The sequence below is a fragment of the Sporosarcina ureae genome (assembly GCF_002101375.1).
GTDB classification, from domain to species: Bacteria; Bacillota; Bacilli; order Bacillales_A; family Planococcaceae; genus Sporosarcina; species Sporosarcina ureae_B.
The window spans coordinates 2,881,199-2,894,038 of record NZ_CP015207.1 but is presented as its reverse complement, the minus strand read 5'-3'; the positions used below and the strand labels follow the sequence as shown (position 1 = coordinate 2,894,038).

The following is a 12,840-nucleotide window of genomic DNA, read 5'->3' as shown; positions in this document are numbered from 1 at the left end:
TCAACTCCTTCTATTAGAAAAAGACCCCTGTATCGGAGCCCTTTAACATTTTACTATAGCATTTGCTTCGCTGCTTTATCTAAATAAGTTCATTAGATGCTGTAAATATACTTTTTAAATTCTTTCATCACTACACGTCTTGTGATAATACCCGCAAATGTTCCATCCTTTTCAGTGACACATAAAAACGGATGATTAATCAATAGATCTACTGCACGTTGAAAACGATCATTCACACGAATCGTCGGCAGATTCGTATCCATAATTTCATCTACTTTTATATCTTCTAATCTCTCATATTCAATGCGTTCCATACCTAAAATAGAATCTGTAATCATACCAATGCCAAGAAGCCCTTTCAAATGATATTGATTATCCAATACAGGAATGGCAGAATAGCCAGTCTTCGTCAAGACAAGCAGCGCATGCTCTGCATTATTGCCAATTTGTACATGAGCAACTTTTTCCGAAGAAATAATTTGATTTGCGATGGGCGCGGTAAGAAAATCTTTATTGTTTATAGAAACCATAGGTGATCGCTCCTTCTGTTCTTCATCTACATACATTTACCTAAAAGTCCGTTCACTGCTTCCCATCCATCATACCACAAAAAGCCATTTATCACCTCAAAAGAAAGCGGATTCATAAAACAAAAAACCTCTTTCTTTAATAGAAAGAGGCCCAATAATAAAATATGATGATAAAGATAAAAATAGAAGCGACTATGATAATCCACAGTAATGGGTTCATAGTATATGGATTCTTAGCTACAACATCTGGTATACGATCTTTTTCATTTAACTGGAATGAACGACTCGTTTTCCTTACTCCAGCTATTCCAATTCCAAGCATAATGGCGGAGACAAACACCATAGGCCACAACCAAATATCCCACATCATAACTCCCTCCTTTTCGCACATACTATAGTAAAGAGCATGTGCAATAAGTGAGTAAGTATGCGTACTGAACTTTCAGCAAATCATTCGCAAATAGTTATTTGCGATTTTTTATAAAATATGCATAAAGAAGTTTTTATGATGTGCTTCTATTTCATTCTATATACTTTTTAATCAAGACTTGCGTTCCATTTTCCCCATAACCTTTAGCGAGTAACTCTGTATACATATCGCGGGCTAGTTGTAATCCCGGCAATTTCAGATTCAGTCTTTCCGTTTCCTGTAAGGCAATATTTAGATCCTTTACAAAATGTTTTACATAAAATCCTGGTTCATAATTTTCGTTAATAATTCGTGGGCCCAGATCCGATAAACTAAAGGAATTCGCCGCACCCGAAGTGACGGATTGTAACATCGTGTCCGGATCAAGGCCCGACTTCATTGCGTAAGCAATCGCTTCGCATGCCCCTATCATATTTCCAGCGACAGTAATTTGGTTGCACATTTTGGCGTGTTGCCCAGCTCCAGCTTGTCCTTGATAGACAATTTGTTTGCCGAAAACAGACAAAATAGGTAATACCTTTTCAAATAATTCTTTTTGACCTCCACACATGATAGAAAGTGTACCATTCCGAGCCCCTATATCTCCACCAGATACAGGAGCATCAAGAGAATTCATTTGTAAAGAAGCAGCCTTTTCTGCTATGGCAATGGCTAGTTCTGGACTTGACGTTGTCATATCTACTACGATCTGAGAAGGTCGACCATTTGCAAATATACCTTGATTTGATAAATAAACTTCTTCCACATCGGAAGGCATGCCGATCATCGTGAAAATAATGTCCGCATCTTGAATAGCTTCGGCAACGTTATCGGCCCATTTTGCTCCTAAAGCTACCAGTGGTTCGGCCTTTTTTTTCGTTCTAGTGAATACTGTTACTTCATATGATGCGTTAAGCAAATGCTTAATGATACTAGAACCCATAACACCCGTACCAATAAATGATATTTTTTCTTTTCGCACATTCTCACTCCTCATTGTATACGATCATCTCCATCGTACAGAATTTCAAATATTTTTACAATTGAGGAGACAAAAAAAGAGGACCAATACAAGATTGGTCCACAAAAGGGGGAAATGAGAATGTTGCTGTGTTCATTTATATCTTTCCCCCTTTTACTTTAAGTTAAACATTCATTTCCACATTAACTTAAGGTAGTTGTGTTTTTTTCTTGTTGTTAAATTCATTAATTAATATATCTAATTTACGACTAAGTTCAATGGTATTCTTAGCGTTCATACCATGTTTTTCGGCCGTCTGTATTAGTTGTTTTCTCACACGTTCAATTTCTAAATTGCAATTATGCACTACTTGCACACCTCTCATTTGTAATTACTCTATTCTGTAATATACCAACAACTTAATTTTATTAAACCGAAATATTATCGACACTTTACGACATGATGTATATGCATATATTTCCTTGAGTTCTAGAAATAAGACTTTACGTTTTGAACATTATAAGGCAAACTATAATGGAATTACCAATATTATCATTTCATCACTTTGCTTAAAGTAAATGATGTTTGAAGAAAGGATGGTTAGCATGACGATTGCAGAAATAGGTGATATCATAGAATTCAAAGAGGGCTTACAAGGAATTGTTGAGAAAGTGAACGAAAACTCTGTAATTGTAGACTTAACGTATATGGAGAACTTCGATGAATTGCTAATGCAGGAGAAAACCGTGGTGAATCATAAACGTTATATCATTTTGAGTAGTAATTCGCAAAAAGGAAACCTTCCTCCCTGTGATCCGTCCAATAGAATAGTATAGTATATGAAGGAGTGGTACGATATGAACAACAAATGGCGTATAATTTTCACTTCACTGACAGCCTCTATCATGCTTGCTGCATGCGGAACATCTGATGCAGAACCGGAAAAAGATACAACAGGTAATGCTATCGAAGAACCTGCTGCTCCCGAAACAGATGTGGAAGATAGCACTTCTCCCGAAAATGAAGCAGAAACAGGCGAAAATGCCATGAAAGATGCTGTAGAAAAAACAAGCGATGAACAAGATTACTCGATGCAGGTACTTCCTGGATATACACTTACAAGTGAAGAACCAGGTAGAGATAGTCTATATGTAGAAGAGGACAGCGAAACATTCATGCGAATCGAGACTATGCCTAAAGACGAGGAATCTTATACTTTTGATGAACTCTATGAAAATATGGAAGAATTGTTGACAGCTTCAAGTGATGGTGAAACACCTGTTGAGATAACAGAGCAAACAGATCTTCCACAAGCAGATGGTATTCAGTCTGTTAAAGGTGCAGTAGTAGATTCTACTGAAGGATATTTTACAGGCTATGTCATCGAGCGTGAAGACAAGTTAATTCGTGCAACAATTTACGCGCAAGAAGACAACGAACATATAAAAGATTTTAAAGATATGGCAGCTACAATTAAGTGATATTTCTATATAGAAAAGGCCGATCCCATAGGATAGGCCTTTTTTCTATATAGACTTTCAATCATTCTGATTCTGGGACGGAGATTTTTGGAAATGTCAAATGAAAAACCGTTCCTTTACCTACCTCACTAGTAACTGATATAGAACCGCCATGCTCTTGAATGGTTTTCTTAACAAATGGAAGGCCTAAACCCGTTCCTCCCGGTTTGTTTGTAATAAACGGTAAGAAAATAGTATCAAGTTGCTCTTTTTCCATTCCAATCCCTGTATCAGATATAAAGATATCTATATTACGATGATCACCTTCGCTTATCAAGACAGACAATGTATCATTTGCACTCATGGCTTCCATTGCATTTTTAAGAAGATTAATGAATACTTGTTTAATACGGTTAGGATTTGCTTTAATTAATAATGACCCCGTTGCATTAAATTCGTTCACTAAATGAATTTGATCCAACAATGCTTTAGGGCGAAGCAATATAAGTACGTCTTCTACTAAAACGGATAATGAAAATATCGTGATTTCGTCAACAACTGGTTTTGATAGTGCTAGCATTTCGTTCAATATTTCGTTCATGCGTTTGACTTCATCTTGAATGACGTTTACATACATTTGTGCATTTCCGGTTACTTCGTGTTCCAGTAGTTGGAGAAATCCTTGTAACGTTGTCATCGGATTGCGTACTTCATGTGCAATGCTTGCAGCAATTTCTCCAGTCGTGCATAATTGGTCGGAGTGTGCCAGTTGCTCAAATAGACGTTCTTTTTCAGTAATGTCAACAATTCGTAAGACGAACATTTGTGTTCTACAGTCCAATTTCAACATTACTTCTTGGCAACGCTGTATTCCATTATATGTGTAAGACATTTTCACTGTCGAAGATTCTTGAGTTAATGCTTTTAAGATATATTCTTCAAAAGAAAACGAAGAGGTGGGAACCATTAAATTAAAAAGATCTTGTAGATGTAATAATTCATTAGAAATTTGGTCTGGGAACATTTCTGAAAACAAATCATTCGTCGAAATAATATACCCCGATTCATTCACTAGCGCCATTGGGATAGTGGCTGTTAAATAAGCACTTTCATAAAGTTGATGCAATTTGTGATTTTGTTCACCAATTTTTATTGTTAATATCGCCTTTCCGTTATATTGCTGGTATATAATATAACAAGGTTCAAGATTTTTATTCGGCACATTTATATGACCAGTCAATACAGTTTGATCGGCTATCGTTTCTGTCTTCAACAGAAACAACCGTCTCTCTATTTGTTCAGACAAACTAGGATCAAATATTTCAGATATATGGTGTGGTATGAAATCTTTAGGTATGAGTAATTTAACAGCTTCCGTCATATCAAGTATATCGCCATCTTCATCTAAGACGATCTTAAAAAGCGAACTTTCTAGATAACGATTGATATCTAGTGTATTTAGCACTATAGCAGTACCCCCTCAATGAAATAGCAACTATCAACCACTTACTTGTAAATTTATTCTTATTTGGAAGTGAATTCTGATTGATTCTAATTATGCCATAATGACGTACTTGTTCACATAGGCTTATAGTCTATTTTGTTTTTTTCATCTACTTATATTATTTTTAGATTAGGAGTTTTGTCATGAACATCGTTTTATCTACCTTAAATGCTAAGTATATACATACCAATATCGCAATTCGCTACTTGAAAGCATATGCAGCACCTGAATTCCAATGTGAACTGGCTGAATTTACCATTCATGATCCTACACTTTCTATCGTTTCAGAGCTATATCAACATTCTCCAGACGTCGTGGGTTTTAGCGTATATATTTGGAATATAGAAGAAACTATAAAAGTAATCCGTCTGCTGAAACTGACGAGTCCTAAAACCGTTATAGTTTGTGGTGGACCTGAAGTAACGTATGACTATGATCAATGGTTAAAAAGAGTACCGGAAATCGATATTATTGCGATAGGAGAAGGCGAAAAGACATTTAAGGATATTCTTCAAGCGGTCGATGGACAAACTGATCTTTCTTCGGTACAAGGCATTGCATATCGTGCAGAAGGAAAGTTAAAAATTACAGCTCCAGGTCCTAAATTGGATCTTCGTGAACTCCCCTCCCCTTTTCGTTTTACGGAGGATGTTCCACAACTACCAAATCGTGTAATGTACATCGAAACAAGTCGCGGCTGTCCATTCTCTTGTCAATTTTGCCTTTCTTCAATTGAAGTAGGTGTTCGATACTTCAATCGAGACGCTATAAAAGAAGACATTCGCTACTTAATGCAACACGGCGCCAAAACGATTAAATTCGTCGATCGTACATTCAATATTAGTAGAAGTTATGCCATGGAAATGTTCCAGTTCCTAATAGATGAACATCTACCCGGAACTGTCTTTCAATTTGAGATCACAGGCGATATCATGCGACCAGAAGTAATTCAGTTTTTAAATGATAATGCACCTAAAGGCCTATTCCGATTTGAAATTGGCGTCCAATCCACTAATGACTTAACAAATGAATTGGTTAAAAGAAGACAAAACTTCACTAAATTATCCCGAACAGTCACAATGGTAAAAGAAGGCGGAAAAATTGATCAGCATCTTGATTTGATTGCCGGACTCCCTGAAGAAGATTATGCATCTTTCCGTGATACGTTCAACGAAGTATTTGCTTTACGCCCCGAAGAATTACAGTTAGGCTTTTTGAAGCTATTACGTGGAACCGGTTTACGTATCCAAGCCGAGCAATATGGTTATCGTTACATCGACACCGCTCCTTATGAAATTGTATCAAATAATGTGCTGTCTTTTGATGATATGCTGAAGATTAAACAAACAGAAGACATTCTCGAGAAATATTGGAATTCAGGTCGATTCATACACTCTATGGAGTATATTGTCACAGAATTGGTCGATACGCCATTTGACTTTTTCCAATTATTCGGAGCTTATTGGGAGAAGCAAGGCTGGTCACGAATCGGCCATCAGTTCGAAGACTTATTCACCCGCTTGGAACGCTTCCTAGAAGAAATATTAAACATCGATACTTCCATTGCAGAAAGTCTATTGAAGATGGATTATTTACTTCATCAAAAGTTTTTACCAAGAAAGATATGGTGGAATTCCGAGGTTCCCGAAGAAGAGTTAAAAGAGGTCTATCAGTTACTCTTACGTTCTCCACATTTGCTCGGTGATACGTTTGAGTCAAGTGGTTATACTGAACGAACGATTCGAAAGCAAGTTTTCGTCACGAAGACCTCAGCTAAATTGAAAGAAGATCTCTCCATAATAAAAGATCCTGGTTATCTTATTGTCCAATACACGCCAGGTGAAAAAGCACAGCACTATCATCTGTCTGAACAGGTGCTAGAAACCGTTTATCCATAATAAAACCGCAGCACGCGAAAATTCGCTTGCTGCGGTTTTATATTACCCAATAATAACACGCTCTTGCGGATAATGATAAGGTGTTTTATTCGACTTGCCACCTATCGTGTAGATGAACGATATCAGTCCTACTCGACCGATGAACATGAGTGCCATAATGATCAATTTGCCGGTCACTGATAAATCACCTGTAATACCAAGCGACATACCACACGTTCCGAAGGCGGATGTAATTTCAAATAACAACGGGATGACAGGTATCCCTGGCTCCGTAAGTAACAGCAACAATAAAGCCGCCAACACCATAAAACATGCTACGAGAATAACCGCGTACGATCGGAATACGTCAATCAGTTTGATTTGGCGTTTAAAAATGTGTATGACGTCATTCCCTCTTGCAAAATTAATAAGAAATAATAGCGCAATAGCAAAGGTCGTCGTACGGATACCACCGCCTACTGAACTTGGTGAAGCCCCAATAAACATGAGCGCACTGACAAAAATATCTGTTGCTTCACTAAATTGCGTCACATCATAAGTCACGAGGCCTGCCGATCGTGCAGAAACTGAATGGAATAACGCTGTGAAAAACTGCTGATGCCAGCTCATTCCTTTAAATGAATTAAATGATTCTAGTAACCAAATGGTTAATGTACCTACCAGTAACAGAATCCCGAATGTCGCAGTCGTAATCTTGGTGAAAAGTGAAAAGCGGAAATGTGGTACTTTTTTCGAAAAAAAGCTTTTTACTTCAATCAGTACTGGGAATCCAATCGCACCTAAAATAATTAATATCATGAGGATGAGCTGCACGAAATAATCATCATGATAAGGCACCATCGACGAACCGGTAATGTCAAAACCTGCATTTGTAGTTGCAGACACTGCCATGAACATGCCGTTCAATAGTGCTTCACTAAACGAATTATAAAAACGATAAATATATAACGTTAGAATACCACCACCAATAATCTCGATGGCAACGATAATTTGGATGATTTGACGAATTAATTGAACGACGCCTTGTAATGTGTACTGATTCGTATCAATCATAATCAGTTGTCGCTCTCTCATGCCGATTTTCTTTTTCACAAGTAGCCAGAAAAACGTTCCTAACGACATGATGCCGATACCACCGAGCTGAAGTACGAGCATGATCATGCAAAGGCCGAATACAGAGTAAGTTTCCCCTATACTAATAGGTGACAACCCCGTGACACTCACTGCGCTCACAGCGGTAAATAAACTGTCTATAAAGGCCACCTTCACACCTGGTTTATATACACCTGGCAAATTCAATAAGAGAAAAGAGGACGCAATGGCCAAAAAGTAATAGAAAGCGATAATCTGTGCTGGAGTAAACTTATGAAAAAATTCCCTGGAAAGCCTCATCTTTTTCAAATTCCTTTCATAACGGAAACTTCATTTTCCTACTTTATCAAATCCCTTGGTGAAAAGATAGCTATACACAGAACTTTACACCCTTTATACAATTCTAAACTAAAGTAGAAAAAAAAAGCAGTCTCTTCAATTCACATAGAAGAGACTGTTTTCGTATTATCTATTAGCTTTCACTTTAGATTTTGCCACGGCCAGTAGATATCCGCCGATTGCCAAGATTAACAATACAACCCAGAATGTCGTTTTCCACAATGTAGAGTGTGGGAATGCTTCTGGAATGATTAGGAGTTCAGGATGTGCAAGAGTTAACACAACTAGCTTTACACCTACCCACCCAACAATTAAGAATGCTGCTGTTTCCAATGTTGGATACTTTTCAAGCATTACTACAAATTGTTTCGCTGCAAAACGGATCATGATTAAACCAATCATACCACCTAGTAACATGACAGCGAACTGTCCGCCATTGATACCACCGATATGGAAGTTACCTAACTCAGGTAACGTTACCGCAAGTGCAACAGCGGCAAGCATAGAGTCCAATGCGAATGCGATATCAGCAAGTTCCACTTTTAATACAGTCATCCAGAACCCAGATTGTTTTTTAGGCTTTTTATTCGGATGCCCTTCTGGTTTATGGGTAATTTTATCATATATACTTTTACCGGATATAAACAATAAGTACATGGCACCTATTGCTTGGATCTCCCAGAACTTCACTAAAAACGTAATCATAAAGAGTGCGGTGAATCTGAAGACGAATGCCCCTAATAAACCGTAAAATAGTGCTTTCTTTTGTTGGGGTTTCGGTAAGTGTTTGACCATTACGGCCATTACTACTGCGTTGTCTGTTGCTAATAGGCCCTCGAGTACGATTAGTACTAAGAGTACCCATGCATATTCTAATAAAATCGGATCCAACATAATGCCTCCTTGTTTTCTACAAAATAAAGAGACCCCCACCTAATAAAATAGGCAAAGGTCTCGCTAAGTCGGAATTTCACGTTCAAAATCCAGCTATCATAACCGATGACCATTGTGGCAGTCACGTATTGACGATTATGAAATAGGTTTCCCTATAGCTACTCCCCTTTGACATTGCGTCAAAAGTTATTAAGATATCAGATACTGTTAAAGTATTATAACATGATAACTTTGATTTGCAAATGATTAAAATGACGCCGCCGTACTATTAAATTAAATGTGCATAACTAGTATGAAGTAAAGTCAGTTGCATCGTTAAGCTACTCCCTATTTTACAGATCACTCATACTACTATACTTTCCTATCGCACCATTTATTCTACACAATGTTAAAAGCCGGCAAATGAAAGTTCCATCTGCCGGCAATATGCATTACTTGGTCTCTCTTACAGTTACAGTTTCCGTTACTGTCACGGTTACAGTTTCTGTTACTTTGACAGGTTGATCTACCGTTACTGCTTGTTCTCTGTTAGGCGTATTCCTACCTCGACGCGTCTCCCGGTCCAACAAACTGTAAATGATCGGAACAATATACAACGTCAGGAACGTGGAACTAATCAATCCGCCAATTACTGCAATCCCCATTGGTTGATTCAACTCAGAACCTTCACCTAAGCCCAGCGCTAATGGTAGTAAGCCCAATATAGTGGTGAGGGCTGTCATAAGGATCGGACGCACACGATCACGTACAGACGACATGATAGCGTCGTACGAACTGAGTCCTGCTTCTTTACGCTGGTTGATATAATCAACCAACACAATTCCGTTGTTGACCACAATCCCCACCAATATGAGAAGACCTATGACTGCCGTTACACTGACTGGTGTATTCGTGAAGAATAACGCTAACGCTACACCGATTAGCATAAGGGGTACGGAGAACATGATAACGAATGGATATTTGAACGATTCAAACTGTGCAGCCATTACGATATATACTAATACCACTGCCAGTATAATCGCCAATAGCATATCGTCAATCGCATTTTCAAATAGTTCGCGATCTCCCCCGTATGAAAGTTCCACTTCACTTGGTAGGTCTAGATCCTCTACCATATCATTTACCTTTTTCGTCATATCTCCTAATGATTCACTGGATAGATATTTCACAGTAAATGCAATGGAGTGTGCCTGATCTACGCGTACAATCGTTGCAGGACCTTCTGCGATTTCCACATCCGCTACGTCTTTCAACTTAACAAATGTATCTAGCGGGGTTTTTAACTCCAATTCCTTTAACTTATCTACACTATTGCGGAAACGTTCATCATAGCTAACGTTAACTCCAACTACTTCGCCTGTTTTCTCGAAGACGATTTGTGAAGCAGAGACACCTCGCGTAACGTCACTAACCGTTTGCGCTATTTGATAAGGAGCTAATCCGACTTCTGAAGCTTTTTCACGATCTACTTCAATTTTTATTTCCTCTACCGTATCCACTAAATCATTTGTGACTTCAGTCACAGTATCCATCTCACGCAACTTCTCATCAATTTGTGACACTGCTTTACTTAAACGTTCTTCATTCGTATCGTTTAAGGAGAATGCTAACGTATTCGGACTCGAACCAGCAGCAGTCTGCAAGTTGAAACTAATTTCTGCGTCATCACCGATTTCGTCTTCTACGATCGGTTGTACTTTGTCTACGAATTCAAAGACAGAGCGGTCACGGTCATCTAATGGTATAAGTTTCACATACACTTCCGCCATATTACTCTCTGATCCACCCTGGGCCATACTTTGTTGGGTTCCGCCCACTAGACTGACATACACTTCGACGTCGTCTTGTTTCTTCATCTCTTCTTCAATTCGTTCTACTACATCGTTTGTCGCATCCAATGAAGCACCGTTTGGTAACTTAACATTGATGCTGAAAGATCCTTCATCCGTAGCAGGTAGGAATTCTGTTCCTACTTTTAGAATTCCGAATACACTTCCTACAAGTAAAGCAGTTGTAATTAGTAACACAAGTAGACGATGGCTCAAAGCCCACTTGACAGAGTTTTCGAATCTCTGATTTTTCTTTACACGATTCTTTTTCTCAAGCATTTCTTCAGTAGGCGTCTTCAATAAACGACTCGCTAGCATTGGTACGACAGTCAATGCAACGACTAGTGATGCAAATAAACTGAATGAAATCGTTAACGCGAATTCGGTGAAGATTTGACCAATGATTCCCGTAATAAAGATAATCGGTACAAATACAGCGAGAGTAGTTAACGTAGAAGCGGTTATAGCTCCGCCCACTTCCTTGGACCCATCTTTTGCTGCTTCCGTTGGAGTTTTCCCCATTGCTAAATGTCGCTCAATATTCTCTATTACGACAATGGCATTATCAACTAACATACCAATTCCTAATGCAAGAGCACCAAGTGTCATGATATTTAACGAGAAGTCTGAGAAATACATAAGGACAAACGTAACAATTACTGAATAAGGAATCGCTACCCCAATGATAATCGGACTTTTAATTCCACGTAAGAAGACAAATAATACGAGCATTGCGAACAAGCCACCGAGAATTAGTGACTGACCAATATTGCCGATTGCAAGCTGTACATAGTCCCCTTGGTCAAAAATAACATCAGATTCAATATCTTTGTATGCGTCTTTCTCCAATAACGTATCCAATGATTTTTTAAACTCTTTAGATACAGTGGCAGTATTCGCTCCTGATTCTTGAAGTACAGACAATAATACGGCCTGCTCCTCATTAGCCCGTGTTTCCGTTTGTACTTTCGGCTCCAACAATGCTACATCCGCCACGTCAGAGACGTTGATCATGTCACCTGTCTTGGGATTAGCACCTATTTGGATACTTCGTACATCCGAGATGTTTTGAACTGTACTTAAGATTCTCGTAGTCAACTTTCTTCCATCACTCGTGTCAATCGGATCACCCGGCATAGATACATTACTAGCTTGTATTGCCTGCACGACATCTGATTGCGCTAAACCCAATTCTTTTAATTTATCGGGATCTAAAATAACTTGAACGTCTTCAATGATCTTACCTGACACGTTCACACTGGCTACACCTTCAATACGGCGTAATTCTTTCTCCAGCTCTTCTGCAATCTTCCGGATATTCGTATCTTTATCGACGGAACGTAAAGATAATTGAATGACTGGGAATTGAGATGGATCAAACTTCATGAAACGCGGTTTATTAGCACCATCGGGCACTTCTACTTGATCAATCCGTTGGAGGATATCCATTTGAACATCATCAATCGAAGAATCCCAATCAAATTGCAGGAATACTAAATTGGCTCCTTCTTGGGAAGAAGTCTGCATGGACTTTAATCCAGGTGCTGTTGATAAACTTTCTTCCAACGGCTTGGTGATTTTCTCGCTCACTTCCGTTGGTGAAGCGCCCGGATAATTCGTAACAACTACCGCTACAGGCGGATTTAGGTCAGGAATTAGTGTAACGGGAATTTTAAAGAAAGATACTGCACCTAAAATAATGACGAGAAACATAGTGACTAACGTAAAAACGGGTCGTTTGACTGAAAAACTACTAATCTTCATTGATCTATTCCTCTCTTTACTCAGCGCTCTAGCTGGAGAAACTTGTTCATCTTTCCACCATAACACCTGAATAGCTTACTTTCACCGTAATATGCTCGAATATTAATGAATAAACACAAAAATAATTCACAATTTTAACAAATAACCCGGAAGGATTACA

The 12,840-nt window shown here is 38.4% G+C and carries 11 protein-coding genes; 3 read left to right on the top strand and 8 right to left on the bottom strand.

Translation table 11 applies throughout. From position 1 onward, the window contains the following. Nucleotides 1–92: 92 nt before the first annotated feature. The 4 genes from cbpB to SporoP8_RS16990 all read right to left on the bottom strand — a co-directional run bounded on the left by cbpB (nt 93) and on the right by SporoP8_RS16990 (nt 2,198). Nucleotides 93–530, bottom strand: a complete 438-nt coding sequence (gene cbpB / locus SporoP8_RS14105) for a cyclic-di-AMP-binding protein CbpB (protein ID WP_085133099.1) — start codon at nt 528–530, stop codon at nt 93–95. Nucleotides 531–666: 136 nt separating this feature from the next. Beyond that, nucleotides 667–900, bottom strand: coding sequence for a hypothetical protein (locus tag SporoP8_RS14100; RefSeq protein ID WP_143560916.1), 234 nt, complete (start codon nt 898–900; stop codon nt 667–669). 151 nt (nt 901–1,051) lie between these two features. Continuing rightward, nucleotides 1,052–1,921, bottom strand: coding sequence for an NAD(P)-dependent oxidoreductase (locus tag SporoP8_RS14095; RefSeq protein ID WP_099627976.1), 870 nt, complete (start codon nt 1,919–1,921; stop codon nt 1,052–1,054). Nucleotides 1,922–2,108: 187 nt separating this feature from the next. Then, the gene (locus SporoP8_RS16990) at nt 2,109–2,198 is read right to left on the bottom strand and encodes a Spo0E family sporulation regulatory protein-aspartic acid phosphatase (protein ID WP_420066745.1); all 90 of its coding nucleotides are present in this window, start codon (nt 2,196–2,198) and stop codon (nt 2,109–2,111) included. A gap of 307 nt (nt 2,199–2,505) precedes the next feature. Here SporoP8_RS16990 and SporoP8_RS14085 point away from each other — a divergent pair, with 307 nt between their 5' ends. Both SporoP8_RS14085 and SporoP8_RS14080 read left to right on the top strand, forming a co-directional pair. Next, complete coding sequence (locus SporoP8_RS14085) at nt 2,506–2,736, top strand: YkvS family protein (protein ID WP_085133095.1); 231 nt, start codon at nt 2,506–2,508, stop codon at nt 2,734–2,736. 21 nt (nt 2,737–2,757) lie between these two features. Next, nucleotides 2,758–3,381 (top strand): hypothetical protein, encoded by a 624-nt coding sequence (locus SporoP8_RS14080; protein ID WP_085133094.1) that lies wholly within the window; start codon nt 2,758–2,760, stop codon nt 3,379–3,381. A gap of 61 nt (nt 3,382–3,442) precedes the next feature. Here the strand turns inward: SporoP8_RS14080 and SporoP8_RS14075 are convergent, their stop codons facing one another. Continuing rightward, a complete protein-coding gene (locus tag SporoP8_RS14075) occupies nt 3,443–4,825 on the bottom strand; it encodes an ATP-binding protein (RefSeq protein WP_085133093.1) in 1,383 nt (460 codons plus the stop codon). A 182-nt stretch (nt 4,826–5,007) separates the two neighbouring features. Here SporoP8_RS14075 and SporoP8_RS14070 point away from each other — a divergent pair, with 182 nt between their 5' ends. Continuing rightward, entirely contained in the window at nt 5,008–6,762 is a 1,755-nt protein-coding gene (locus SporoP8_RS14070; protein WP_085133092.1) for a B12-binding domain-containing radical SAM protein, read from the top strand. Nucleotides 6,763–6,804: 42 nt separating this feature from the next. On the opposite strand, the gene SporoP8_RS14065 is transcribed toward SporoP8_RS14070, so the two are convergent. From SporoP8_RS14065 to SporoP8_RS14055, 3 genes are all read right to left on the bottom strand, one after another. Next, nucleotides 6,805–8,154 (bottom strand): TrkH family potassium uptake protein, encoded by a 1,350-nt coding sequence (locus SporoP8_RS14065; RefSeq protein WP_085133091.1) that lies wholly within the window; start codon nt 8,152–8,154, stop codon nt 6,805–6,807. A gap of 165 nt (nt 8,155–8,319) precedes the next feature. Further along, nucleotides 8,320–9,084 carry a TerC family protein gene (locus SporoP8_RS14060; RefSeq protein WP_085133090.1) on the bottom strand — a complete coding sequence of 255 codons (765 nt, stop codon included), beginning with the start codon at nt 9,082–9,084 and terminating at the stop codon, nt 8,320–8,322. A 434-nt stretch (nt 9,085–9,518) separates the two neighbouring features. After that, entirely contained in the window at nt 9,519–12,680 is a 3,162-nt protein-coding gene (locus SporoP8_RS14055) for an efflux RND transporter permease subunit (RefSeq protein WP_085133089.1), read from the bottom strand. Between the last annotated feature and the right edge of the window lie 160 nt (nt 12,681–12,840).

Bases quoted from the DNA above. Each gene is read 5' to 3' on its own strand.
- SporoP8_RS14080 (WP_085133094.1), top strand. From the start codon at position 2,758: ATGAACAACAAATGGCGTATAATTTTCACTTCACTGACAGCCTCTATC.
- SporoP8_RS14070 (WP_085133092.1), top strand. From the start codon at position 5,008: ATGAACATCGTTTTATCTACCTTAAATGCTAAGTATATACATACCAAT.
- cbpB (WP_085133099.1), bottom strand. From the start codon at position 530: ATGGTTTCTATAAACAATAAAGATTTTCTTACCGCGCCCATCGCAAAT.
- SporoP8_RS14085 (WP_085133095.1), top strand. From the start codon at position 2,506: ATGACGATTGCAGAAATAGGTGATATCATAGAATTCAAAGAGGGCTTA.
- SporoP8_RS14065 (WP_085133091.1), bottom strand. From the start codon at position 8,154: ATGAGGCTTTCCAGGGAATTTTTTCATAAGTTTACTCCAGCACAGATT.
- SporoP8_RS14055 (WP_085133089.1), bottom strand. From the start codon at position 12,680: ATGAAGATTAGTAGTTTTTCAGTCAAACGACCCGTTTTTACGTTAGTC.
- SporoP8_RS16990 (WP_420066745.1), bottom strand. From the start codon at position 2,198: ATGAACGCTAAGAATACCATTGAACTTAGTCGTAAATTAGATATATTA.
- SporoP8_RS14100 (WP_143560916.1), bottom strand. From the start codon at position 900: ATGATGTGGGATATTTGGTTGTGGCCTATGGTGTTTGTCTCCGCCATT.